At 72.5% G+C, this 25,318-nt stretch carries 20 protein-coding genes and 1 pseudogene; 11 read left to right on the top strand and 10 right to left on the bottom strand.

Annotated features, from left to right (window positions below):
- Nucleotides 1-380: 380 nt before the first annotated feature.
- The 6 genes and pseudogenes from BUS84_RS26120 (at nt 381) to BUS84_RS26095 (ending at nt 6,767) form a co-directional block, all read left to right on the top strand.
- Entirely contained in the window at nt 381-3,122 is a 2,742-nt protein-coding gene (locus BUS84_RS26120; RefSeq protein WP_280175167.1) for a S8 family serine peptidase, read from the top strand.
- Between the two features lie 97 nt (nt 3,123-3,219).
- A pseudogene (locus BUS84_RS41345) lies at nt 3,220-3,639 on the top strand (ATP-binding protein); the annotation flags it as partial.
- 200 nt (nt 3,640-3,839) lie between these two features.
- A complete protein-coding gene (locus tag BUS84_RS40185) occupies nt 3,840-4,040 on the top strand; it encodes a PfkB family carbohydrate kinase (RefSeq protein ID WP_244298731.1) in 201 nt (66 codons plus the stop codon).
- A gap of 38 nt (nt 4,041-4,078) precedes the next feature.
- Nucleotides 4,079-4,963 carry an SMP-30/gluconolactonase/LRE family protein gene (locus BUS84_RS26105; protein WP_084757595.1) on the top strand — a complete coding sequence of 295 codons (885 nt, stop codon included), beginning with the start codon at nt 4,079-4,081 and terminating at the stop codon, nt 4,961-4,963.
- 103 nt (nt 4,964-5,066) lie between these two features.
- Entirely contained in the window at nt 5,067-6,170 is a 1,104-nt protein-coding gene (locus tag BUS84_RS26100) for an L-dopachrome tautomerase-related protein (protein ID WP_074316387.1), read from the top strand.
- A gap of 72 nt (nt 6,171-6,242) precedes the next feature.
- Nucleotides 6,243-6,767 (top strand): DUF421 domain-containing protein, encoded by a 525-nt coding sequence (locus BUS84_RS26095; RefSeq protein ID WP_074316385.1) that lies wholly within the window; start codon nt 6,243-6,245, stop codon nt 6,765-6,767.
- Between the two features lie 44 nt (nt 6,768-6,811).
- On the opposite strand, the gene BUS84_RS26090 is transcribed toward BUS84_RS26095, so the two are convergent.
- From BUS84_RS26090 to BUS84_RS26055, 8 genes are all read right to left on the bottom strand, one after another.
- The gene (locus BUS84_RS26090; protein WP_074316383.1) at nt 6,812-7,567 is read right to left on the bottom strand and encodes a dienelactone hydrolase family protein; all 756 of its coding nucleotides are present in this window, start codon (nt 7,565-7,567) and stop codon (nt 6,812-6,814) included.
- Nucleotides 7,568-7,678: 111 nt separating this feature from the next.
- A complete protein-coding gene (locus tag BUS84_RS26085; protein ID WP_074316381.1) occupies nt 7,679-8,359 on the bottom strand; it encodes a response regulator in 681 nt (226 codons plus the stop codon).
- Nucleotides 8,356-10,908 carry a sensor histidine kinase gene (locus BUS84_RS26080; protein ID WP_074316380.1) on the bottom strand — a complete coding sequence of 851 codons (2,553 nt, stop codon included), beginning with the start codon at nt 10,906-10,908 and terminating at the stop codon, nt 8,356-8,358. The genes BUS84_RS26085 and BUS84_RS26080 overlap by 4 nt, the downstream gene beginning before the upstream one ends.
- Nucleotides 10,909-10,982: 74 nt before the next feature.
- Nucleotides 10,983-11,864, bottom strand: coding sequence for a potassium-transporting ATPase subunit C (locus BUS84_RS26075; protein WP_074316378.1), 882 nt, complete (start codon nt 11,862-11,864; stop codon nt 10,983-10,985).
- Nucleotides 11,864-14,071 (bottom strand): potassium-transporting ATPase subunit KdpB, encoded by a 2,208-nt coding sequence (kdpB, locus tag BUS84_RS26070; protein ID WP_074316376.1) that lies wholly within the window; start codon nt 14,069-14,071, stop codon nt 11,864-11,866. The genes BUS84_RS26075 and kdpB overlap by 1 nt, the downstream gene beginning before the upstream one ends.
- 20 nt (nt 14,072-14,091) lie before the next feature.
- Entirely contained in the window at nt 14,092-15,747 is a 1,656-nt protein-coding gene (kdpA, locus tag BUS84_RS26065; RefSeq protein ID WP_074316375.1) for a potassium-transporting ATPase subunit KdpA, read from the bottom strand.
- A complete protein-coding gene (gene kdpF, locus BUS84_RS36770; RefSeq protein WP_036390805.1) occupies nt 15,747-15,836 on the bottom strand; it encodes a K(+)-transporting ATPase subunit F in 90 nt (29 codons plus the stop codon). The genes kdpA and kdpF overlap by 1 nt, the downstream gene beginning before the upstream one ends.
- A gap of 462 nt (nt 15,837-16,298) precedes the next feature.
- Complete coding sequence (locus BUS84_RS26055) at nt 16,299-17,339, bottom strand: TRM11 family SAM-dependent methyltransferase (protein WP_074316373.1); 1,041 nt, start codon at nt 17,337-17,339, stop codon at nt 16,299-16,301.
- A gap of 72 nt (nt 17,340-17,411) precedes the next feature.
- On the opposite strand from BUS84_RS26055, the gene BUS84_RS26050 reads away from it, so the two are divergent.
- Nucleotides 17,412-18,230 (top strand): zf-HC2 domain-containing protein, encoded by an 819-nt coding sequence (locus tag BUS84_RS26050; RefSeq protein WP_074316371.1) that lies wholly within the window; start codon nt 17,412-17,414, stop codon nt 18,228-18,230.
- Here the strand turns inward: BUS84_RS26050 and BUS84_RS26045 are convergent, their stop codons facing one another.
- Both BUS84_RS26045 and BUS84_RS26040 read right to left on the bottom strand, forming a co-directional pair.
- The gene (locus BUS84_RS26045) at nt 18,231-18,905 is read right to left on the bottom strand and encodes a TetR/AcrR family transcriptional regulator (protein WP_074316369.1); all 675 of its coding nucleotides are present in this window, start codon (nt 18,903-18,905) and stop codon (nt 18,231-18,233) included.
- Between the two features lie 77 nt (nt 18,906-18,982).
- Complete coding sequence (locus BUS84_RS26040; RefSeq protein ID WP_143728511.1) at nt 18,983-19,309, bottom strand: hypothetical protein; 327 nt, start codon at nt 19,307-19,309, stop codon at nt 18,983-18,985.
- A gap of 107 nt (nt 19,310-19,416) precedes the next feature.
- Here BUS84_RS26040 and BUS84_RS26035 point away from each other — a divergent pair, with 107 nt between their 5' ends.
- The 4 genes from BUS84_RS26035 to BUS84_RS26020 are packed head-to-tail and all read left to right on the top strand — an operon-like array spanning nt 19,417 to nt 25,112.
- Nucleotides 19,417-20,583 carry an acyl-CoA dehydrogenase family protein gene (locus tag BUS84_RS26035; protein WP_074319124.1) on the top strand — a complete coding sequence of 389 codons (1,167 nt, stop codon included), beginning with the start codon at nt 19,417-19,419 and terminating at the stop codon, nt 20,581-20,583.
- Entirely contained in the window at nt 20,573-21,787 is a 1,215-nt protein-coding gene (locus tag BUS84_RS26030) for an acetyl-CoA C-acetyltransferase (RefSeq protein ID WP_074316365.1), read from the top strand. Before BUS84_RS26035 ends, BUS84_RS26030 begins: the two co-directional genes overlap by 11 nt.
- 14 nt (nt 21,788-21,801) lie before the next feature.
- Nucleotides 21,802-23,970 carry a 3-hydroxyacyl-CoA dehydrogenase NAD-binding domain-containing protein gene (locus BUS84_RS26025; RefSeq protein ID WP_074316363.1) on the top strand — a complete coding sequence of 723 codons (2,169 nt, stop codon included), beginning with the start codon at nt 21,802-21,804 and terminating at the stop codon, nt 23,968-23,970.
- Nucleotides 23,967-25,112, top strand: coding sequence for a CaiB/BaiF CoA transferase family protein (locus BUS84_RS26020; protein WP_244298730.1), 1,146 nt, complete (start codon nt 23,967-23,969; stop codon nt 25,110-25,112). The genes BUS84_RS26025 and BUS84_RS26020 overlap by 4 nt, the downstream gene beginning before the upstream one ends.
- Nucleotides 25,113-25,318 lie beyond the last annotated feature (206 nt).

Genomic DNA, 25,318 nt, shown 5'->3' with positions numbered 1-25,318 from the left:
ATCAGTCGTGGCGGCCGGCACCGAACGTGGAGGCAACGACGTGCCACAACCGAACGCACATCGGCCCGGACGGACCAGGCGCGGGGTCAGCATGCTGGCCGCCGTCGCGCTGGCCGCGGCTGGCCTGACGACCCTACCGGCGGGGGCCACCGCCGCCCCGGCCAGCAGCGGACCGACCGCCCGCTACCTCGTTCAACTCTCCGAGGAACCGCTGGCGACCTACACCGGCGGCGTCCCGGGATCGCCGCCACCAAGCCGACCCCCGGCGGCAAGCTGAACCGGACCTCCGGCAGCGCCACCGCGTACCGGGAGCACCTGCGCCAGAAGCGCAAGGCCGTGCTGGAGGGCGTCGGCGTGCCGGCCGACCGCACCCGGGTGACCTGGAGACCGCGTTCAACGGCTTCGCCGCCGACCTCACCGGGCCGCAGGCAGCCCGGCTGCGCGCCACCCGCGGCGTACGGGCGGTGTACGAGAGCCACAAGGTGCACGCGACCACCTCGCACACCCCCGACTACCTGGGCCTGACCGGCACGGGCGGGGTGTGGAACCAGGAGTTCGGCGGGGACTCCCGCGCGGGCGAAGGCATGATCGTCGGCGTCATCGACAGCGGCTACTGGCCGGAGAGCGCCAGCTTCGCGCCGCTGCCCACGCCCCGGCCGGACCAGGCCGCCATCGACGCCAAGTGGAAGGGCACCTGCGACGTCGGCATCGAGGCGCCGGTCAGCTGCAACAACAAGGTGATCGGAGCCCGCTGGTACAACGACAGCGGCATCCCCGACGCCTTCCCGGACGACTTCTCCTCGCCCCGCGACCGCAACGGCCACGGCACCCACACGGTCAGCACCGCGGCCGGCATCCACGGCGTGCCGGCGAAGTCGGGCACCCAGGACCTGGGCATGATCTCCGGCATGGCGCCGGCCGCCCGGCTGGCGATCTACAAGGCGCTCTACGACGACGGCGCCGGCTCGGCGACCGGTACCGACATCGACATCGTGCACGCCATCGACGACGCGGTCGCCGACGGCGTCGACGTGATCAACTATTCGATCGGCGACGACACCGAGCGGTTCAGCGCGATCGACGCGGCGTTCTACAACGCCGCCGCCGCCGGGGTGTTCGTGTCCGCCGCCGCCGGCAACGCCGGCCCGTACGCCAACACCGTCGACAACTCGACCCCCTGGGTGACCACGGTGGCCGCGAGCACCACCGACCGGCAGCACACCCGGACGCTCACCCTCGGCAACGGCACCACCATCGCCGGGGTGGGCATGGGCGAGAGTGGTGTCGGGCCGGTGCGGCTGGTCTCCGCCAAGGAGAGCTCCCTCGACCCGAACGACACCTACGGCGCCGAACTCTGCGCCGACGACGAGCTGGACCCGGCCAAGGTCAAGGGCGCGATCGTGCTCTGCCTGCGCGGCGAGATCCCGCGTACCGACAAGAGCATCGCGGTGGCGCAGGCCGGCGGAGTCGGCATGGTGCTGTACAACGACTCGCTGAACAGCTTGAACGCCGACGTGCAGACCGTGCCGACCGTGCATATCAACGAGATCGACGCAGCCGCGGTCACCGCGTACATCGCCACCGGCAAGGCCACGGCGAGCATCTCGGGAAGCAAGCTGGAGATCGTCGAAGGTCCCTCGGTCGCCGCGTTCTCCTCGGCGGGCCCGTCCGGCCTCAACGGCAGTGACCTGCTCAAGCCGGACATCAGCGCGCCCGGCCAGGACATCGCGGCGGCGTTCTCGCCGTCCATCGGTGGGAACGACTTCGCGCTGGAGTCGGGTACGTCCATGGCGGCGCCGCACATCGCCGGCATCGCGGCCCTGGTGCTGGCCAAGCACCCTGGCTGGTCGCCGGCGGCGGTCCGCTCAGCGTTGATGACCAGCACCGTGGACAAGACCGACAAGGGCAACCCGATCAAGATCCGCACCTACGACGCCACCCCGCTCAACTACGGGGCCGGCCAGGTGCACCCGGGCGGCGCCTTCGACCCCGGCCTGGTCTACGACTCCAACGCGCAGGACTGGATCCGGTACCTGTGCGGGGTTTCCGCCGACCGCGGCGGTGACTACGGGCTGAGCGACCTGGAGGGCTGCGACACCATCGGTGCGATCGACACCGCCCAACTGAACTACCCGTCGATCTCGCTGGGTCGGATGGTCGGCAAGCAGACGGTCACCCGGACCGTCACCAACGTCAGTGACAAGACCAGCACCTACACCTCCTCGGTGCAGGCGCCGCCGGGCTACTCGGTGAAGGTCACCCCGGCCAGGATGCAGATCCGGCCCGGCCGGACCGCCAGCTTCACGGTGGAGGTCACCAACACCGGCGGCCCGTTCGACACCTGGGCCGACGGCACGCTGACCTGGCGCGACCAGTTCAAGCACCAGGTACGGACCCCGCTGGTCGTGCACAACTCCGGCCTGATCGCTCCCGACGCGATCACCGGCACCGGCACCTCCGGCAGCATCCGGATCGCCGCCGAGGCCGGCTACAAGGGTCAGCTGGTCTCGCAGCTCACCGGCCTGACCGCGGGCACCAGCAACACCGTCACCCTGCACGGTGACGGACCGTCCTGGGACTGGAGCTCGTCGAACAACCTGCCGGTGCCACTGCCCGCGTCCATCAGCAGGACGACGCTGCACGTGCCCGCCGGCACCGTCAACCCGCAGGTGCGGGTGACGTCGGAGCGGCCCACCTGCTCGCACATCGACTGGGAGGACGAGGAGGGGGTGATGGAGTGCACGGAGTTCAGCGTCAACGTGTACGACACCGCCGGCACGTTCGTCACCGCCACGGTCAGCGGTCGCGATGGCGCGAAGGTGACGCTGCCGCAAGGCGCCGGTGACTACATCCTCGTCGTCGAGCAGGAGTTCACCGAGAACCTGCCGGACGGGCAGGACGGCAACGTGTACACCGTCACCAGCTACCTGCCGGGTGCGCCGGGCTCCTCCACCGGCCGGCTCACCATCGACCCGAAGCAGCGCAGCGTGCAGCCGGGCGCGACGGCGAACCTGACGCTGCGCTGGCCCGGGCTCGCCCCGGGGAAGCGCTACATCGGACAGGTGGAGTTCCGCAACGCCAACGGCTCGCTCAAGACCGTGCCGATCACCGTCCAATCCTGACGGTGCCACCGGCCGGCGTGGCCGCCGTGTGACCTGGGTCACCGTCCGTCCGCCGGCCGGTCGCCGGTCGCCGCGGGGGTGATCTGCTCGCTCCACGGTGATCGACGGCGGCGAGGACAAGACGCGGGGCGGCGGGGGTCCATCCCCCGTCCGCCCCGCACGCCTGCGCGGTCCGGTCGAGTTCGTCGGGTGGGCGGCGGAGCTGGAACTGCTGCGCCGGCTCGTCGAGGCTCCGCCGTGCGTGGTCCTGCTGGAGGGTGAGCCCGGCATCGGCAAGAGCCGTCTGGTCGCCGAACTGCTCGCCGCACTGCCGGAGCGCCACCTGGTCGGCGAGTGCGACGACGTACCGGAACCCTTCGCGCTCGGGGTGCTGCTGGACGCCGTCCGGGCGGGTGCCGACCGGCTCAGCCCGGTGGCCGGCGCCCTGGCGCCGCTGCTGCCCGAACTGGCCGACGTGCTGCCCGCCGCGCCACCCCCGTTGACGGACCCGGCGGCCGAACGGCACCGGCTGCTCCGGGCCGTCGCCGCGGTGCTGGCCGCGCTGAGCCCCGCCACGCTGCTGCTCGAGGACCTGCTGACCGACGCCGCCGACCCGGTCGCGGCGCTACGGGCGGCCGGCGTGACCGAGGTCGTGGTGAAACACGGCGCCGGCGGGGCAACCAGCCACAGCGCGCACGGCACGGTGCACCGCCCCGCCCCGCCCGCACGGTGCCGGTGGTGGACACCGTCGGCGCCGGTGACGCCTTCGTGGCCGGGCTGCTCTCCGGTTGGCTGGACGGGGCCGACGCGCCGGCCCGGCTGGACCGGGCGGTCACCACCAGCGCGTTCGCGGTGGCCACCCGGGGCGACTGGGAGGGCCTGCCCGACCGGGCGGAGCTGGCGCTGCTCGACCACGGGCCCGGCGGCACCGTGCGCTGATCACCGGGGCGGCCGGGAACGATCGTTGGAGGAGCGAGATGGAACTGACCGAACCGACCGCGTGGAGCACGGACCGGCTGGAGCTGGGCGAGGGGCTGCGCTGGGTGGACGACCGGCTGGTCCTGGTGGACCTGCTGGCCGGGCGGCTGCTGGAGACCGGCGGCGACCGGCCAAGCCCGCTGCGGGAGCTGCGCCGACTCGATGTCCCACTGGGCGCGGTCGCCCCGGTGGCCGGCAGCGCCGGTGACTGGCTGGCCGCCGCCGGGACCGGCATCGCGCTGCTGCCCGCCACCGGCGGCCCCCGGCCGGTCGCCGAGCTGGTCGCCGACGGGCCCGACCCGGCCCGGATGAACGACGCGGTCGCCGACCCGCACGGCCGGTTCTGGGCGGGCAGCATGACGTACGCCGGGGTACCCGGTGGGGGCACGCTGTACCGGCTGGCTCCCGGCGCGGCGCCGGTGCCGGCCGTGACCGGGCTGACGGTGCCGAACGGCCCCGCGTTCGACGCCGCCGGCACCACCATGTACCTGGCCGACTCGCCGCGCGGCGAGGTCGACCGGTTCAGCGTCGACCCGCACACGGGGGCCCTGCACGGGCGGGAGCCGTTCCTGCGGCTAGCCGCCACCGACGGCGGCCCGGACGGGATGACGGTCGACGCGGCGGGTCACCTCTGGGTCGCGCTCTGGGGTGGATCGGCGGTGCGCCGCTACCGGCCGGACGGCGCGCTGGACCGCGAGATCCGGCTGCCGGCCACCCAACCGGCCGGCATCTGCCTGGGCGGCCCCGACCTGCGCCGGCTCTTCATCGGCACCGCCCGGCACGGGCTCGCGCCGGCCGGAGCACTGGACGGCGCGCTGCTCGCGGTGGACGTTCCGGTCCCCGGGCTGCCCACCGCGCTCGCCGCCGCGCCCGACGCCAGCTGACCGAAGGCATATCGGACGCCGGGGCGGGAATGACCACCCTCGGTCGGCGAGGGTCCGGCCGACCGGTAGGGGGCGAGGCGATGAGATCCGTGGGGCGGGCGTCATGAACGGGCCGGTCGGCGACGAGCCGCTCGGCGAGCTGGAGCTGGTGCACACCTTCACCGGCCCGATGCCGACCGGGGTGAGCGTCTCGCACCGGGGCCGGATCTTCGTCAACTTCCCCAAGTGGGGCGACGAGGTGCCGGCCACCGCCGTCGAGCTGCGCGACGGCCGCGAGGTGTCCTACCCCGACCAGCCGTGGAACGACCCGTCGGGCGACGACGACGCGGGCGCGTTCGTCTCGGTGCAGAGCATCGTGGTGGACCCGGCCGACCGACTCTGGGTGCTGGACACCGGCAGCCCGATGTTCCAACCGACGAAGCCAGGCGGGCCGAAGCTGGTCCGGGTCGACCTGGACACCGACACGGTGGCCCAGGTGATCACGTTCCCGCCGGACGTGGCGCTGCCCACGACGTACCTCAACGACGTCCGCTTCGACCTGCGGCGGGGCGAGTCGGGGGTCGCGTACATCACCGACTCGGCGAGCTCCGGGCCGAACGGGATCATCGTGGTGGACCTGGCCAGTGGAGCCTCCTGGCGGCGGCTGCACGACCACCCGTCCACGAAGGCGGAGCCCCTGACGACGTTCCGCCCGGTGGTCGAGGGCCAGCCATTCCTCGAGCGGCCGGCGGACGGGCCGCCGAAGCCGGTCACCATGGGCGCCGACGGCATCGCCATCTCGGCCGACGGCACCCGGCTGCACTACTGCCCGCTGGCGTCCCGACGCTGGTACAGCGTGTCCACCGAGGCCCTGGCCGACCCGGCGGTCACCCAGGAGGCGGTCGCGGCGACGGTGGTCGACGAGGGGGACAAGGGCACCGCGTCGGACGGCCTGGAGACCGACGACGCCGGGCGGCTCTACCTGACCTCCTATGAGCACAACGCGGTGCTGCGCCGGCGGCCCGACGGCGAGTACGAGACCCTGGTCCACGACCCTCGACTGCTCTGGCCGGACACCATGTCGGTGGCCACCGACGGGTACCTCTACGTGACCGCCAACCAGCTGCACCGGCAACCGCAGTACCAGCGGGGGCAGGACCTGCGCCGCCGGCCGTACGCGCTGTTCCGCACCCGGATCGACGCCGGGCCGGTGCTCCTGCGCCGCTGAGCGCCCGCGAGCTGGTGCCCTCGATCGCCTGGCCGGCAGGCATGGCGGGGCGACCGGCGGGTAGCCCGTCAGGTGGCCGACTGGTCAGAGGTGTTACTCCCGGACACCCCGCTGTTGGAGATCGTGGTCCGGGGCAGCGTCATGTACCTCGCGCTGTTCACGCTGCTGCGCTTCATCCTCAAGCGAGAAAGTGGCACCACCGGCGTCACCGACCTGCTGGTGATCGTGCTGCTCGCCGACGCGGCGCAGAACGGCCTGTCGGGCGGCTACACCTCGGTCACCGACGGGGTGCTGCTGGTCGCCGTGATCATCGGTTGGTCGTACCTGCTGAACGCCGTCGCCTACCGCTGGCCCGCCGCCGCCCGGCTGATCCGGCCGGGCTCGCTGGTGTTGGTGCGGGACGGACGGATCATGCGCGCGAACATGCGGCGCGAGCTGATCACCGACGAGGAGCTGTACGGCCTGCTGCGGAAGCAGGGTGTCACCGACCTCGCGCAGGTCAGCGAGATGCGGATGGAGTCCGACGGCCAGTTCAGCGTCACCACCCGCACGCACGGCCGATCCAACGACGGCGACGCGTCGGGCGGCCTCGGCTGACGACCGGCCCGCGTGCCAGGTCAGCACAGCTCGGGTGCGGTGAGTCAGCCAGTCGGCAGGGCCCGGTCCAGCAGGTCGAACAGCGCTGCCCAGTGCCGCTCGGTGGCCGACTCGTCGTAGGCGGGGGTGTCAGCCATGGTGAAGCCGTGGTGCGCGCCCTCGTACACCTCGGAGCGGTACCGGACGCCGGCCGCGTCGAGCGCCTTCTCCAGCGTGGCGATCTGCTCGGGCGTCATCGACTGGTCCTCGTCGGCGTGCCCGAAGTACAGCTCACCGGTGATCGAGCCGACGCCCAGGTGCGGGCTGTCCGGCGCGTCGGTGACGATCCGGCCGCCGTGGAAGCTGGCCGCCGCCGCGATGCGGTCCGGGTGCGCCTCGATGGCCCGCAGCGCATTCGTGCCGCCCATGCAGTAGCCGGTGATCGCCACCGGGCCCGGCCGCACGTCGTCGCGGGCCGCCAGGAAGTCGAGGAAGGCGGCGGTGTCCCGGCTGATCACGTCGGCGGTCAACGCCCCGACCAGCGGCATGATCTTCTCGAAGATCGCGCCGCGCTGGTCCGCCTCGCCGAGGCGGGACAGGTCGAACAGCGGCGCGCGGCCGGCCCGGTAGAACAGGTGGGGCGTCAGCACCAGGTAACCCCGGGCGGCGATCCGCTCCGCCATCTCCACCAGGCGCGGACGCGGGCCGAACGCGTCCTGGAAGAGCAGCACCGCCGGGAACGGGCCGTCCCCGTCCGGCAGGGTGAGGCACGCGTCCGCGACCCCGTCGCCGGTCGGAATGTCCACCGTCGTCGTCTGCACCCGGTCCTCCTCGTACGCCCACCGTTGGTCCGTCTGGAACGCTACCCGTCGCGCCAGGTCGCCCCACCGACAGTCGGCGTGAACAAAGCGTAAGGATTGGTGGGGGCCTGGTCAGGGCCGGTAGCGGTAGCCCATCCCGGGCTCGGTGATGAGATGCCGGGGTCGGGCCGGATCGTCCTCCAGCTTGCGCCGCAGCTGGGCGAGGTACTGCCGCAGGTAGTTGGTCTCGTTCTGGTACTCCGGCCCCCACACGTCGTGCAGCAGCTGGCGCTGGCTGACCAACTTGCCGGGGTGGCGCAGCAGCTTCTCCAGCACGCTCCACTGGGTGGGGGTCAGCTTGACCTCGGTGTCGTCGTCGCGCCACACGCGGTGGTCCGCGAGGTCGACGGTGTGTTGGCCGATCCGCAGTGCGGGCACCGCCTCGCTCGACGTGCCGAGCCGTCGGGTCACCGCGCGGATGCGGGCCAGCAGCTCCTCCACCCCGAACGGCTTGGTGACGTAGTCGTCCGCGCCGGCGTCGAGCGCGGCGACCTTGTCCACGCTGCCGGCCCGCCCGGAGAGCACGATGATCGGCACGCCGGTCCAGCCGCGCAGGCCGCGGATCACCTCGACCCCGTCGATGTCGGGCAGCCCGAGGTCGAGCACCACCAGGTCGGGCGGGTGACTGGCGGCGGCCTTCAGCGCGGCCGCTCCGGTCCCGGCGACGTCCACGTCGTAACGGCGGGCACGCAGGTTGATCCGCAGTGCCCGCAGGATCTGCGGTTCGTCGTCGACGACCAGGATGCGCGTCATTCCTGCGGCCCCTCCGGGCTGGTCTGCGCGGCGGCGGGCAACCGCAGCACCATGGTGAGCCCACCGCCCGGGGTGGTCTCGGGGGTGATGCTGCCACCCATCGCCTCGGCCAGACCCCGGGACAGGGCAAGCCCGAGGCCGACACCGGTCTGGTTGTCCCGGTCGCCGAGGCGCTGGAACGGCAGGAAGACGTGCTCCCACTGTTCCTCCGGGATGCCCGGTCCACGGTCGATGATCCGCAACTCCACCTGGCCGGCGTGCGCGCTCGCGGTCACGGTGGGAGGTTGGCCGGGCGGACTGAACCGCAGCGCGTTCGCGATGACGTTGACCAGGACCCGTTCCAGCAGACCGGGGTCGGCGGTGGCCGCGGGCAGGTCGGCCGGGATGTCGGTGCCGACTGCGGCGGCGGGCGGGCCGAGTTCGTCCAGCGCCCGGGGCACGGCGTCCTCCAAGCCGATCGCGGTCGCCGTGATGCCGAGGACCCCGGCCTGGAGCCGGCTCATGTCCAGCAGGTTGCCGACCAGCCGGGCGAGCCGATCCAGTGACTCCTCGGCGGTCTCCAGCAGTTCCTCGCGGTCCTGCTCGTCGAACTCGATGTCGGGGCTGCGCAGGCTGGTCACAGCCGCCTTCGCCGAAGCCAGCGGCGTACGCAGGTCGTGGCTCACCGCGGCGAGCAGCGCGGTACGCATCCGGTCCGCCGCGGCCAGCGGCCGGGCGGTGGCCGCCTCCTCGGCCAGCCGTTCCTGGCGCAGCGCGACGGCGGCCTGGGCGGCGAACGCCTCGACGATCCGCCGGTCGGCCGCCTCCAACCGCCGGCCGCTGAGCACGACGGTGATCCGCTCGTCGACCGGCACCGCCGTCTCACCACTGTCCGGCGTGCAGGCCGGCCGCTCGCCGACGCTGGCCACCACGCCCCAGGCGTGCTCCTCGCGGGCCCGCTCCGGGCGCCCACTGGCCTCCTCGGCCAGCTCCAGCACGCTCACCGCGCGCAGCCCGAAGGTCTCCCGGAGTTGCTCCAGCAGCGCGGGCAGGGGGCGTTCGCCGCGCAGCACGCCACCGGCGACGGCGGCGAGGGTCTGCGCGTCGGCGGCGGCCCGCGCGGCCTCACGGGTCCGCCGCGCGGCCACGTCGACGATCCAGCTCACCGCCAACCCCACGCCGACGAAGACGGCCAGGGCGAGCAGGTTGTCCGCCTCGGCGATGGTCAGCGTGCGGTAGGGCGGGGTGAAGAACCAGTTCAGCAGCAGCGAGCCGCCGAGCGCGGCGACCAGGGCCGGCCACACCCCACCGACCAGGGCGACCGCCACCACGGCCACCAGGAAGAGCAGGATGTCGTTGGTCAGCGTCAGGTCGGGCAGCGTCTTCAGCAGCAGGGTGAGCAGCGGCACGCCGAGCACGGCCAGGGCGAAGCCGAGCAACCGGCGGCGTCGGGACAGCGCTGCCGGCACGGCCGCTGCCCGGCGTCCCCTGCCGGCCTCGGTGTGCGTGACCAGGTGCACGTCGATCGAGCCGGAGAGCGCGGTGGTGGTCACGCCGACGCCTCTGGCGAACAGCTGCGCGAAGCGGCCCCGCCGGCTGGCGCCGAGCACCAGTTGAGTGGCGTTCACGCCGCGGGCAAAGTCCAGCAGTGCGGCCGGCACGTCGGTGCCGAGCACCTGGTGGTAGGTGCCGCCCAGGCTCTCCACCAGCACCCGCTGGCGGGCCAGTTGGGCCGGGTCGGCGCCGGCCAGGCCGTCGCTGCGAGCGACGTGCACGGCGAGCAGGTCGGCGCCCTTGCTGCGGGCCGCGACCCGAGCGGCCCGGCGGATCAGCGTCTCACCCTCGGGGCCGCCGGTCAGCGCCACCACGACCCGTTCCCGGGCCTCCCAGGTGGCCTCGATGCCCTGCTGGCTGCGGTACCGGTCAAGCTGCTCGTCGACCTTGTCGGCCAGCCAGAGCAGCGCCAGTTCGCGCAGTGCGGTGAGGTTGCCGACCCGGAAGTAGTTGCCCAGCGCGGCGTCGATCTTGTCGGGGCGGTAGATGTTGCCGTGCGCCATCCGCCGGCGCAGCGCCTCGGGGGTCATGTCGACCAGCTCGACCTGCTCGGCGGCGCGAACGATTTCGTCCGGCACGGTCTCCCGCTGGGTGGTGCCGGTGATCTGGGCGACGACGTCGTTGACCGACTCCAGGTGCTGCACGTTGACCGTGGACAGCACGTCGATCCCCGCGTCGAGCAACTCCTGGATGTCCTGCCAGCGCTTGTCGTGCCGGGAGCCGGGCACGTTGGTGTGCGCCAACTCGTCGACCACCGCGACCTCCGGCCGGCGGGCCAGGACCGCGTCCAGGTCCATCTCGGTTAACTCGGCGCCCCGGTAGCTCATCGTGCGACGGGGGACCTGCTCCAGGTCGCCGAGCATGGCCGCGGTGTGCTGGCGGCCGTGGGTCTCCACAAAGCCGATCACCACGTCGGTGCCGCGCGCGGCCCGCCGCCGCGCCTCCTCCAACATCGCGTACGTCTTGCCGACGCCGGGAGCGGCCCCGAGATAGATACGCAGTTCTCCGCGTGCCACGGAACCATCCTCTCCGATCAGAAGGAAGGGCCCCTTCGTAACGCCTGGCGATATGAAGGGGCCCTTCCTGACGGTCAGCGTGCTGCGAACTGCCTGTCGAGGGCGATGTTTAGCTCCAGCACGTTGACCCCCGGCTCGCCCATGAAGCCGAGCCCCCGCCCGCCGGTGTGCTCCTTGACCAGCTTGCGGACCTCCGCCGGGTCCGCGCCGCGCTCGCGCGCGACGCGGTTCACCTGCAGCTCGGCGTACGCCGGGCTGATCTGCGGGTCGAGGCCGCTGGCGCTGGCGGTGACCGCGTCGGCGGGCACGGCCGGGTCGGCGGGGGCGTTGCCACGGATCGGGGTGACCACGCCACCGGCGGCCACGTAGTCCTCGCCGGGCTGGGCCAGCTCCACCGGCACTCCCTGGTACGAGGGGACGAACGGGGTGGCCGGGGCGGCCTGGTTGACGCTGACCACCCGGATGACGGGGCCGGTCAGCCCGTCCGCGCGGAAGACCGCGAGCACGGCGCCCACCCCGTCGGCGGTGCAGAACGGGCGCCCGCCGTCGACGCCGTTGAGTTCGCCGACCTCCTTGCTACGCCCGCAGACCTGGGTGAGCAGGCTTTCGCTGGACTCCTCCGGGTCGGTGGCGATGGTGTCGACCACGCTCTCCGGGCCCAGGTTGCTGGCCGAGGTGGAGGTCGGGTCGTAGCCGTCGCCGGCGGCCGACGGGCGGGACTGGAAGTACCGCGGGACGGGGTTGCCGTCGCCGTCGGTGAAGGACTGGCCGATCAGCGAACTGCCGACGGTCGTACCGCCCACGTCGATCAGCGAGCCGTCGGTCTTGTGGTTGAGGCCGGGCAGCTGGCCGACCGCGACCAGGGCCAGCGGGTAGACCAGCCCGAGCAGCACCGTGAAGACGAGCAGGGCGCGCAGGGCGGCGAGGTGTTGGGCGAGCCAGGTAGGTAGGCGCATCACGAAATCCCCGGGACGAACTGGATGAGCAGGTCGATGAGCTTGATCCCGACGAACGGCACGATGATGCCGCCCAGTCCGTACAGCCACAGGTTGCGGCTGAGCAGCTTCGACGCGGCGGCCGGCCGGTACCGCACGCCGCGCAGGGCGAGCGGGATCAGCGCGATGATCACCAGGGCGTTGAAGATGACCGCGGACAGGATCGCCGACTCCGGGCTGGACAGCCGCATGATGTTCAGCGCGTCCAGGCTCGGGTACAGGCCGGCGAACATGGCCGGGATGATCGCGAAGTACTTCGCGATGTCGTTGGCGATGCTGAACGTGGTCAGCGCGCCCCGGGTGATCAGCAACTGCTTGCCGATCTCCACGATCTCGATCAGCTTGGTCGGGTCGGAGTCGAGGTCGACCATGTTGCCGGCCTCCTTGGCGGCCGACGTGCCGGTGTTCATCGCCACCCCGACGTCGGCCTGGGCGAGCGCCGGTGCGTCGTTGGTGCCGTCACCGGTCATCGCGACCAGCCGGCCACCCTCCTGCTCCCGCTTGATCAGCGCGAGCTTGTCCTCCGGCGTCGCCTCGGCCAGGAAGTCGTCCACGCCGGCCTCGTCCGCGATCGCCTTCGCGGTACGCGGGTTGTCACCGGTGATCATCACGGTCCGGATGCCCATCCGGCGCATCTCGTCGAACCGCTCCCGCATGCCGGACTTGACGACGTCCTTGAGGTGGATGACGCCCAGCGCGCGGGCGGGCTCACCGTCGACGTGCTCGGCGACGACCAGCGGGGTGCCGCCGGTGCCACTGATCGCGTCCACGATCTCGCCGACCTGCTCGGTCGGGTGCCCGCCGTTCTCGCGGACCCACTTCATCACCGCGGCGGCGGCGCCCTTGCGGACCCGGCGCGCCGTCTCGACCGCCCCGCCGTCCACGCTGGCGTCCGGGGTCATGTCGACGCCGCTCATCCGCGTCTGCGCGGTGAACGGTACGAAGGTGGCGTGCGGCATCACGCCGGGCTCGCGCTCACGCAACCCGAACTCGTTCTTCGCCAGCACCACCACCGAGCGGCCCTCGGGCGTCTCGTCGGCCAGGCTGGACAGTTGCGCGGCGTCGGCCAGGGCCGCGCCGGTGACCCCCTCGACCGGTACGAACTCGGCGGCCTGCCGGTTGCCCAGCGTGATGGTGCCGGTCTTGTCCAGCAGCAGGGTGTTGACGTCGCCGGCCGCCTCGACGGCCCGGCCGCTCATGGCCAGGACGTTGCGCTGCACCAGTCGGTCCATGCCGGCGATGCCGATGGCGGAGAGCAGGGCGCCGATGGTGGTGGGGATCAGGCAGACCAGCAGCGAGATCAGCACCACCCCGGTGACACCGGAGTCGGTGATCGCACCGGTGTCCGGCGCGGCCGCCTGGTACGCCTTCGAGAAGATGGCCAACGGCTGCAGGGTGACCACGGCCAGCAGGAAGATGATCGTGAGCGCGGCCAGCAGGATGTTCAGCGCGATCTCGTTCGGCGTCTTCTGCCGGTTCGCCCCCTCGACCAGGGCGATCATCCGGTCGATGAAGCTCTCTCCCGGCTTCTGGGTGATCTTCACGACGATCCGGTCGGAGAGCACCTTGGTCCCGCCCGTGACCGCGCTGCGGTCGCCGCCGGACTCCCGGATGACCGGGGCCGACTCGCCGGTGATGGCGGATTCGTCGACGCTGGCGATGCCCTCGACGATGTCGCCGTCACCGGGGATGATGCCGCCCGCCTCGACCAGCACGACGTCGCCCTGGCGCAGCTCCGGCGCGGGCACCGCCTCGTCGCGGTAGGTGTTGGCCCGGGCGCCCGGCGTCCAGCCGACCAGCCGGGTGGCGATGGTGTCCTGCTTGGCCTGCCGCAGGGCGGCGGCCTGGGCCTTGCCCCGACCCTCCGCGACCGCCTCGGCCAGGTTGGCGAAGAGCACGGTCAGCCAGAGCCAGATGGTGATCGCCCAGGCGAACACCGACGGGTCGGTCACCGCCAGGACGGTGGTGAACGCCGCGCCGACCTCCACGATCAGCATCACCGGGTTGCGCCACAGCGTGGTGGGGTTGAGCTTTCGCGCGGCGTCCGGCAGGGACCGGATCAGCTGCTTGGGGTCGAGCAGGCCCCCGCCGACCCGGTTGCCCTGGGTGGCCGGGGTGCCGGCGGTCGGTTGCTCGCCGGTCCCGGATGTCACGGAGGTGACGGACATGTCCTCGTTCCTCATGATGGTCAGAGCCCCTCTGCCAGCGGGCCGAGCGCGAGTGCGGGCAGGAAGGTCAGCGCGACGAGGATCACCGTGACGCCGACGACCATGCCGATGAACAGCGGTCGGTGGGTCGGCAGGGTGCCCTCGGACGCGGGGGTGGGTGCCTGGCGGGCCAGCGAACCGGCCAACGCGAGCACGAAGATGATCGGCAGGAACCGGCCCAGCAGCATGCACAACCCGAGCGCGGTGTCCCACCAGGTGGTGTTGACCGTGATGCCGCCGAAGGCGGAGCCGTTGTTGTTGCTGGCCGAGGTGAACGCGTAGAGCACCTCGGAGAGGCCGTGCGGACCGACGTTGAGCGCGGTGGAGTTGTTGCCGGTGGCGAACGCCGCCGCCGTGCCGACCAGCACCAGGATCGGCGTGATCAGGAAGTACAGCGAGGCGAACTTGATCTCCCGCGAGCCGATCTTCTTGCCCAGGTACTCCGGGGTGCGGCCCACCATCAGGCCGGCCACGAAGACCGTGATCACCGCGAGGATGAGCAGGCCGTAGAGACCGGAACCGGTACCGCCCGGGGCAACCTCGCCGAGCATCATGTTGAACATGGTCATCATGCCGCCGAGCGAGGTGAACGAGTCGTGGAACGAGTCCACGGCGCCGGTCGAGGTCAGCGTGGTGGCGGCGGCGAAGGTGGCCGAGTTCGACACGTCGAACCGGACCTCCTTGCCCTCCAGCGCCGCGCCGACCGCCTGCGGCACCGTGCCGTGCCCGGACAGCTCGAAGATGTTGGTGAGGGCGACGCTGGCGATGGCCAGGATCGACATCACCGCCGCGATGGCGTAGCCCTGGCGGTTCTGCCCGACCATCCGGCCAAAGACCCGGGGCATGCTGAACGGGATCAGGAGAATCAGGAAGATCTGGATCCAGTTCGTCCACGTCGTGGGGTTCTCGAACGGGTGGGCGCTGTTGACGTTGTAGAAGCCGCCACCGTTGGTGCCCAGCAGTTTGATCGATTCCTGGCTGGCCACCGGGCCGCCGGTGATGGTCTGGGTGCCGCCGGTCAGCGCGGTCACGTCGGTGCCGGCCGAGAGGTTCTGCACCGCCCCGCCGATCATCAGCGCGACGGCGCCGAGCACCGCGACCGGCAGCAGGATCCGCAGCGTGATCCGGGTCAGGTCGACCCAGAAGTTGCCGAGCTGCCCGGTGCGGCTGCGGGCGAACCCCCGCAGCAACGCCACCGCCACCGCGATGCCGACCGCCGACGAGACGAAGTTCTGCACCGCCAGACCGGCCATCTGCACCAGGTGGCCCATCGTCGACTCACCCGAGTACGACTGCCAGTTGGTGTTGGCCACGAACGACACGGCGGTGTTCCACGCGCCGTGCGGCACCACCGGGTCGAAACCCAGCGACAGCCACAGGTGGTTCTGCACCCGCTGGAACAGGTACAGGAACAGCAGCGAGATTGCGGAGAACGCCAGCACGCTGCGGGCGTACACGCCCCAGGTCTGCTCGGCGGCCGGGTTGACCCCGATCAGACGGAAGATCCCCCGCTCGACCCGGGACTGCCGGGTGCCCGAGACCGCCCGGAACATGTAGTCGCCGAACGGCTTGTAGACGGCGACCAGGGCCGCCACCAGCGCCAGCACGAAGATGACGCCCGCTGTTGTCATGGTCATCAGAAGCGCTCCGGAAACAACAGGGCGAACACCAGGAACGCGCCCAGGACGATCGCGAGCACCAGCCCGACGGCATTGACCGCGTTCACAGCTTCTCCACCGCCCGGACCACCAGGGCGAGCACTGCGAACAGCGCCACCGTCAGGATCACGAACACCAGGTCAGACACGCTGACTCCTCATACCGGAAAGGTTCGTCGCGACCGCCTCCCGGTCGCGCCGGGCAATCAAAGCCCCACCACCTCCCCGACGGCAGGGGTCATAACGCGACCATGACGGCGGCGAACGATTTCTTGACGTGCTTTTCACACCCGGCCAATGAACAGGTGAAATGAGGCACAAATCGCTCACGGAACCCGGCCGGAGGCAAGCCGCGGACGGCGCCGGGTGGCGGGCACAGCGACAGGCTGCGTGACGGTCGGCCGGGCTGAGGCCAGACGGAGGCGGGCGCCGGGACGCGGGCCCGCCACGATTGGCCGGACGAGACGCGAGCCCGATGTGTCGCGAGCGCGACCGGGTGTGGCTGGACGGGGGCTGCGGGTGGCGGCCGGGTCAGGCCGGGCGGCGGGCCACCAGCACGTCACGCATGATCGACTGGTCCACCCGGTGCCGCAACGCGCGGTACGGCTCCGCGTCGACCACGGTCAGTCCGGCGGCGGCCAGTGCCGCCGCCGCGTCGTCCCGGCTGGCGACGTGGGTGTTCCAGGAGATGCCGAGCGCCCCGCCGGGGCGCAGCAGCCGGGCCCAGACCGGCGCGGCGTCCGCGAGCAGCGCCAGCGGATCCCGGGTCAGCCCATGGTCGGCGGTACGACTGCCGTGCTGCACGCCGTACGGGGCGTCCGCGACGACCAGGTCGACGGTCTCCGGCCGGAAGAACTCCCCGGCGCGGGTGGTGTCGGCGTTGACCACGTCCAGCAGTTGGAGATCCCCGGCCTTGTGCGCCTCGCGCGTGGGCGCCAGCTCGATCCGCACCCGGCGACCGACCACCTTGCGCTCCCGGCGCACCGGCCCCGACTCCAGCACCCGGTGCTTGATCCGCTTCTGCTTCAGCCAGGTGGTGATGAACGCCCGGTAGGCCTCGACGTCCTTCTGGTCGCGCTCCACCCCGGCGGCGTCGAAGCCGTACATCAGCGCCTGGTTGAGGGTGGTGCCGCGACCGCAGAGCGGGTCGAGCACCCGGAACCGGCGGGTGGTCAGCTCACCGGCCCAGTCGGAAGCGAGCAGGGTGACGTTGAGCAGCAGCTTGGTGAACTGCTCGTTGGTCTTGCCCGGGTACTTCTGGATGGTGATCAGGTCGTCGTCGTAGCGGTCCAGCCGGCTCCACTCGATCGGACGCAGCAGCTCGCCGACGATCTCGAACAGCGCGTACCCGGCGGAGAGGTTACCCAGCATGGCCAGGTCCCGCTCGGTCAGCCCGTCGCCGGTGAAGGTGACGTAGCTGGCCCCTCCGACGACCTCGGTGTCCAGCTCGCCGATCCGGCCGTCGAGCGCCGACCGGCCGAAGATTTCCAGCTCGGCCCGGGTGAGGTCGATGGCGGAGCGGGCGTACACCCGGTTGGTGGAGGGCAGGATCAGCAGGCCGTAGCGCGTCATGGTCCGGCGAGTATTCCACAACCCGCCCCAGCCCCCGGGAACTGGAGCGGCGACCGGAGCGACTACCCGTACATGGGGTGTGAGCAGTGGCGGGAGGTCCTCTCCGCGCAGTTGGACGGCGAGGAGACCGCCACGGAACGGACGGCGGTACAGCGGCACCTCGACGGGTGCGCCGAGTGCCGGGCGTGGTTGACGGCCGCGGCGGCGGTGACCCGTCGAGTGCGTACCCGGTTGGTCACCGAACCGCCCGACCGGACCGACGCGATCCTGGCCGCCGCCGCGCCACCGGCCCGCCGGTCGCGGTGGCGGTGGCGGCCCGGCTCGGCCTGGCGCGGCCCGCTGATCGCCGGGCTGCGCGCGGCGCTCGGGCTGCTCGGCGCGGTGCAGTTGGTGCTCGGCCTGGCCCAGGTGGGCCGGGGCGCGGCGGCCGACCACCTGCACCCGACCGGTCAGCACCTGTGGCACGAGTCGGCCGCCTGGAACGTGGCGGTGGGCGCCGGGTTCCTCTTCGTGGCGGTACGCCGCAGCCCGCCGGCCGGCCTGGTGCCGATGCTCAGCGCGTTCGTCGGCACGCTGCTGCTGCTCTCGGTCAACGATCTGGCCACCGGCACGGTGGGTGCCGAGCGGCTGGTCAGCCACGGCTTCCTGGTGGGCGGTTATCTGATCACCGTGCTGCTGTCCCGGCCCGGGCTGCGCCCCGGAGGCCCCGCGCCGCAGCGGCAGTCGACGCCGTCGCGCTGGCGGTTCCGGGCGGACGAGGTCGAGCGGCCGCTGCGGGTGGTCCGCTCCGAGCCCTACCCGGCACAGGCCGCCGACCGCCACGCCGCCCCGGCGGCACGTGCCGTTCCGGCCGCGCGTGCCGATCAGAGGGGCGGCCGTCGCGCCGCCTGATCAGGGAGAAATCGGCTGAGCGGGCCGGACCGTCTCGGTCGCGCCAGCCTGGTCGCCGCCCGCGATGACCTCCGGGATGACCTGCTCGACGATGGTCAGCAGCGTGACGGTGAGCAACAGGTGCACCTGGGCCCGGGTCAGCGCGCCCCGCTGGAGCCATTCCCGCGCGGTCGAGGTGGCCAGCCCGCCGTAGGCCCGGACCATGCCGCGCAACTCCTCGCGGTGCTCCGCCTCGTCGGCCAGGCCGACCGCGACCAGCATCCGGTCCGCGGCGACCTCCTCGGCCTCAGCGAGCACCCGCTCCACGTCGGCGTCGCCGCCCATCCCCCGCGCGGTGACGGCGGCCAGCCAGGAGGTGCTGTGCCGGGAGACCACGTCGAGGAACCAGGAGACGCTGGCGTCGACCCGGCTGCGCAGGTCCCCCTTGGGCAGCCGTTCCAGGGCCACCTCGGGAATGGTCACCATGACCCGGACGACCTCCAGGTAGAGGTCCTTCTTCGTGCCGAAGTAGTGGTTGACCAGGCCGCGCGCGACACCGGCCTCCCGGGCGATGTCGGTGGTCGACACATTCGGGTACGCGCGCTCGCCGAACAGCCGGACCGCACAGGCGAGGATCTGCCCACGCCGGGCGTCCGGCTCCAGCCGGCGGCGACGCGGAGCGGTCTCGACACTCATCTGCCCGACCCTATCGGCAGCTCACGACGTCCGCCCAGGCGTCAACGGCGAGCAAGCCTCTGCCCTCCTTGATCACATCATGCGCAGCAGCCGGACTGCTCGCCGCCAGGTTCGGCTGGGGGCATCGGCAGGAACGTGACGTCCCCGAATTCGAACTCGGCCTGGGCGACGGCATCCATCTCCGTCGAGTGGCACGTGTCCGTCACGACTTCCCACTCCTGCCTGCAGTAGAAGAGGTAGACGTCCGCGGCATCGTCGTAACGAGCTATGGCGAGGCGTGCGACCACCTCTGCGAAGTTGCCGATGGAGTGGCGGGTGGCACCGGTTGGCGACCGCAACGGCCCCAGGTTGGCGAACATCTCGACCCGGGCTCCGTCGAGCAGGGCAGGAGGGGTGGCACTCATCGCACGATCCTCGCGTACCAGCTCTTCTACGACGACCCGGCGGTCCGCGCCCGGGTCCTGATCGAGAGTTATTGACATGCCGTCAACAGCGCGCGAGGGTGGTGCACATGCCGACGCTCGCATCCGACGGTCCCTCCTCGCCCTGGCGAGAGCCGGAGCACGACGACCTGGCCGATCTGGCCCGCACCTTCTTCACCAAGGAGGTGCTGCCGCACAGCGAACGCCTGCTGGCGCAGGGCCACCCCGACCGCGAGCACTACCGGCGCGCCGGCGAGCTGGGGCTGCTCGGCCTGTCCGTCCCCGAGGAGTACGGCGGCGGGGGCGGCGGCTTCACCCACGAGGCGGTCATGCTGCACGAGCAGGCGTACACCGGGGAGAGCAGCCTCGGGCTGGCCGTCCACAGTGGCATCGTCACCGGCTACCTGGCGACGTACGGCAGCGAGGAGCAGAAGCGGCGCTGGCTGCCGGGCCTGTGCAGCGGTGACCTGGTCGGCGCGATCGCGATGACCGAGCCGGACGGCGGCTCCGACCTCCAGGCGATGCGCACCCGGGCGGTCCGTGACGGCGACGACTACCTGGTCACCGGGGCGAAGACGTTCATCACCAACGGTGGCCTGGCCGACCTGATCATCGTGGCCGTGAAGACCGACCCCGAGCAGCGGGCGGCCGGTGTCTCGCTGTTGGTCTGCGAGGTCAGCGGTGACCCGGCGGGCTTCCGCCGGGGTCGGCTGCTGTCCAAGATCGGGTTGCACGCCAACGACACCGCCGAGCTGTTCTTCGACGAGTTCCGGATGCCGGCGGACAACCTGCTCGGCGGCGCCGAAGGGCTGGGCTTCATCCAGCTCATGCAGCAGCTCCCGCAGGAGCGACTGGTGATCGGAGTCGGCGCGGTCGCCGCGATGGAGCGTGCGATCGAGCTGACCGTGGCGTACACGAAGGAGCGGGCCGCCTTCGGCAAGCCGCTGATGGGCCACCAGAACACCCGGATGGTGCTCGCCGAGTGCGCTACCCGCGCCCGGGTCAGCCGGGTCTTCCTGGACGACTGCATCGTCCGGCACACCCGCGGCGAGCTGGACGTGGCCACCGCCGCGATGGCGAAGTACTGGCTGACCGACGGCCAGTGCGAGGTCATCGACCGGTGCCTGCAACTTTTCGGCGGCTACGGCTACACCACCGAATACCCGATCGCCCGGATGTACGCCGACGCCCGCGTCCAGAAGATCTACGGCGGCACCAACGAGATCATGAAGGAGCTGATCGCCCGTGCCCTCTGAGGCGTACGTCTACGACGCGGTCCGCACCCCGCGCGGACGCGGCCGGGACACCGGCGCGCTGCACGGGGTCAAGCCGATCTCCCTGGTGGTCGGCCTGATCGACGCGCTGCGCGAACGCAACCCCGGCCTGGACGTCGACCGGCTGGAGGACCTGCTGCTCGGCATCGTCACTCCGGTCGGCGAGCAGGGCGGCGACCTGGCCCGGGCCGCGGCGCTGCTGGCCGGGCTGCCCGACCAGGTGGGCGGGGTGCAGCTCAACCGGTTCTGCGCCTCCGGGCTGGAGGCGGTCAACTCCGCCGCGGCGCGGATCCGCTCCGGCTGGGAGCACCTGCTGCTGGCCGGCGGGGTGGAGTCGATGTCCCGGGTGCCGATGGGCTCCGACGGCGCCGCGTGGGCCACCGACCCGCAGACCGCGCTGGCCACCTCGTTCGTGCCGCAGGGCGTCAGCGCCGACCTGATCGCCACCCTGGAGGGCTTCACCCGCGACGACGTGGACGGGTACGCGCTGCGCTCGCAGGAGCGGGCGGCCAAGGCGTGGGCCGGCGGCCACTTCGCCCGCTCGGTGGTGCCGGTTCGCGACGGCAACGGGCTGGACATCCTCACCGTGGACGAGCACCCCCGCCCGGAGACCACCCGGGAGGCGCTGGCCCGGCTCACCCCGTCCTTCGCCACCATGGGCGAGGCGGCCGGCTTCGACGCGGTTGCGTTGCAGAAGTTCCACTGGCTGGAGGCGATCGAGCACGTCCACCACGCCGGCAACTCGTCCGGCATCGTGGACGGCGCGGCGCTGGTCCTGATCGGCTCGGCGGAGGTGGGGCGGGACCTCGGCCTCACCCCGCGCGCCCGGATCGTCGGCGCGGCGGTCAGCGGCGCCGACCCGACGCTGATGCTGACCGGCCCGATCCCGGCCACTCACAAGGCGCTCGCCGCCGCCGGGCTGACCCTCGCCGACATCGACCTGTTCGAGATCAACGAGGCGTTCGCCGCGGTGGTGCTCAAGTACGTCCGCGACCTGGGCCTGGACCCGGACCGGGTGAACGTCAACGGCGGGGCGATCGCCCTCGGCCACCCGCTCGGCGCGACCGGCGCGATGCTGCTCGGCACCGCGTTGGACGAGTTGGAGCGCCGCGACCTGCGCCGTGCCGTGGTGACCCTCTGCATCGGCGGCGGCATGGGCGTCGCCACCGTTCTCGAGCGCTGCTGACCCGGAGGACGACCATGACCGACACCATCCGGTACGACCGCGGCGCCGACGGCGTCGTCACGCTCACCCTGGACGACCCCGACCAGTCCGCCAACACGATGAACCGGGCGTACGCCGCGTCGATGAGCGCGGTGCTGGACCGGCTGGAGGCGGAGCGCGACGAGCTGACCGGGGTCATCGTGACCAGCGCGAAGTCGACCTTCTTCGCCGGCGGTGACCTGCCGGAGATGGTTCGGGCGACGCGGGCCGACGCGCCCGCGCTGGCCGAACTGCTCGGCACCATCAAGTGGGACCTGCGCCGGCTGGAGACGCTGGGCCGGCCGGTGGTCGCCGCCGTCAACGGCTCGGCGCTCGGCGGCGGCCTGGAGATCGCGCTCGCCTGCCACCACCGGGTCGCCCTGGACGCGCCCGGAAGCCGGCTCGGGCTGCCCGAGGTGACCCTGGGCCTGCTGCCCGGCGCCGGTGGGGTCACCCGGACGGTGCGGATGCTCGGCCTGGCCGGGGCGCTGACCACGGTGCTGCTCACCGGCCGGCGGATGCGCCCGACCGACGCCCTGGCTGCCGGGCTGGTCGACGAGGTGGTGGCGACCCCGGCGGAGCTGCTGGCCCGGGCGCGGGCCTGGATCGCCGCCAATCCCCACCCGACCCAGCCGTGGGACCGGCCGGACTACCGGATGCCCGGCGGCACCCCGGCCAGCCGGTCGCTGGCCGCGCAACTGCCGGCGTTCCCGGCGACCCTGCGCAAGCAGCTCAAGGGTGCCCGGCTGCCGGCGCCGGAGGCGATCCTGGCCACCGCCGTCGAGGGCGCGCAGGTCGACCTGGAGACCGCGTTCACCGTGGAGACCCGGCATCTGATCGGCCTGCTCACCGGGCAGATCGCCAAGAACATGATCGGCGCGTTCTTCTTCGACCTGAAGGCCGTCAACGGCGGCGCGGCCCGGCCGTCCGGAGTGGACGTCGCCCCGGTGCGCCGGGTCGCGGTGCTGGGTGCCGGCATGATGGGCGCCGGCATCGCGTACGCCTGCGCCAGCGCCGGCCTGGACGTGGTGGTGAAGGACGTCTCGCCGGAGGCGGCGTTGCGGGCTCGGGCGCACGCCGAGCGGCTGCTGGCGCGGAAGGTCCGCAAGGGCCGCGCGACGGAGGCGGACGCCCGAGCCGTGCTGGACCGGATCGCCACCACCGACCGGGTGGACGCGCTGGCCGGTTGCGACGCGGTGATCGAGGCGGTCTTCGAGGACCCCGCGCTGAAACGGTCGGTCTTCGCCGAGGTGCTGCCGGTACTGGCGCCGGGCGCCCTGCTCGCGTCCAACACCTCCACCCTGCCGATCACCGGACTGGCCGCGGGGGTGGACCGCCCGGCCGACTTCATCGGCATGCACTTCTTCTCGCCGGTGGACCGGATGCCGCTGCTGGAGATCGTGGTCGGCGAGCGTACCGGCGACGCCGCGCTGGCGCGGGCGTTCGACCTGGGCCGGCGTATCGGCAAGACTCCGATCGTGGTCAACGACGGCCGGGGCTTCTTCACCAGCCGTGTCATCGGCCGGTTTCTCGACGAGGCGGTCGGCATGGTCGCCGAGGGGGTGCCGGCCGCCTCGGTGGAGCAGGCCGCCCTCCAGGCCGGCTACCCGACCGGGCCGCTGGCGCTGGCCGACGAGGTCAGCCTCACCCTGATCCAACGGATCCGTCGACAGTTCGAGGCGGCCGCTGAAGGCTTTGCGCCGCTGCCCGCGCACCGGCTCGTCGACGAGATGGTGGACGCGTACGACCGGCCGGGGCGCGCCGCCGGGCGCGGCTTCTACGGGTACGCCGAAGGCATCCGGGGTCGGTTGTGGGCCGGTCTCGCCGACCTGGCCACCGACGCGGGGCGGGCCGTGCCGTTCACCGACCTCCAGGAGCGGATGCTCTTCGCCGAGGCGCTGGACGCGCTGCGCTGCCTGGACGAGGGAGTGCTGCGGACCGAGACCGACGCGAACATCGGCTCGATCTTCGGCATCGGCTTCCCGGCCTGGACCGGCGGCGTGATCCGCTACGTCCGGCAGTACGCGGGCGGCCCGGCCGGCTTCGCAGCCCGCGCCACCGAGCTGGCCGCCCGCTACGGCGACCGGTTCATGCCCCCCGCCGACCTGGTCGACCGGCTCGCCGCCTCCGCCACCCGCCCCGCCGAAGCGGTGGGCGCCGCGTGACGGCCACCGACGTGCCAGCGGACGGGCCAGGGCGCGGCGGGCCGCTGGCCGGGATACGTGTTGTCGAGTTGGCCAGCCTCGCTCCGGCGCCGTTCGGTTGCATGGTGCTCGCCGACCTCGGCGCGGACGTGGTGCGGGTGGACCGGCCGGGCGGCCCGGCCGCGGGGCGGTTGGCGGCGCCGACCGTCGGGCCGTTGCAACGCGGTCGGCGGGTGACCGCGCTGGACCTGAAGTCCCCGGCCGGGGTGGCGGACCTGCTGCGCCTCGTGGAGCGGGCCGACGTGCTGGTCGAGGCGTACCGGCCGGGGGTGGCCGAGCGGCTGGGCTTCGGGCCGGAGACCTGCCGGGCCCGCAACCCCCGGCTCGTGTACGCGCGGATGACCGGCTGGGGCCAGGACGGCCCGCTGGCACCGCGGGCCGGGCACGACATCGACTACATCGCGGTGGCCGGGGCGCTGGAGCCACTGGGTCGCGCCGGCGAGCGTCCGTACGCCCCGATGAACCTGCTCGGCGACTTCGGCGGGGGCGGCATGCTGCTCGCCGTGGGCGTGCTGGCCGCACTGCTGGAACGGGAACGCTCCGGCGTCGGCCAGGTGGTCGACGCGGCGATGGTGGACGGTTCCGCACTGCTCACCGCGTTCCTGCACGGGCTGCTCGGCACCGGTCTGTGGGCCGCGCCGCGTGGGCGCAACATGTTCGACGGCGGGGCACCGTTCTACGACACGTACCGCACCGGCGACGGCGGATTCATGGCCGTCGGCGCGATGGAACCGGCCTTCTACGCCGAACTGCTGACCGGCCTCGGTCTCGCCGACGAGCCGGGCCTGCCCGCCCAGTACGACCCGAGCGGCTGGGACGAGCTGCGCCGGCGGTTCACCGAGCGGTTCGCCGAGCGGAGCCGGGACGAGTGGACGGCGGTCTTCGCCGACCTGGACGCGTGCGTCGCGCCGGTGCTCGCCCCCCGCGAGGCGCACCGGCATCCGCACAACGCCGCCCGGGGCACCTTCATCGAGGTGGGCGGCGAGATCCAGCCGGCCCCGGCACCCCGCTTCGACCGGACGCCGACCGGCCAGCCAGCCACGGCGCCGGACCCGGAGCGGGACGTCCTACCGGTCGACGCGATCCTCGCCGGCTGGCGGTGAGTCGCAGCGGGCCGGGCGCCAGGGACCTGCCCGCCACCGCGTGCAGCGCGTCACCGGCCGACCGGGGCTAGGCTGCCCGGATGGCAGCGTGCCCCGAGCTGACCTGGCCGCTCGCCGCTGCCCTGGCCTCCCCCCGACCCTGACCATCCGGACGCGTCCAACGACGACGAGCAGGTCAACCGCCGTCCGCGTGCTCTACAAAGGAC

Source organism: Micromonospora cremea (assembly GCF_900143515.1).
Classification (GTDB): domain Bacteria; phylum Actinomycetota; class Actinomycetes; order Mycobacteriales; family Micromonosporaceae; genus Micromonospora; species Micromonospora cremea.
Note: the sequence above shows the minus strand (reverse complement) of the source record. Positions and strands in the feature narration are given on the sequence as shown.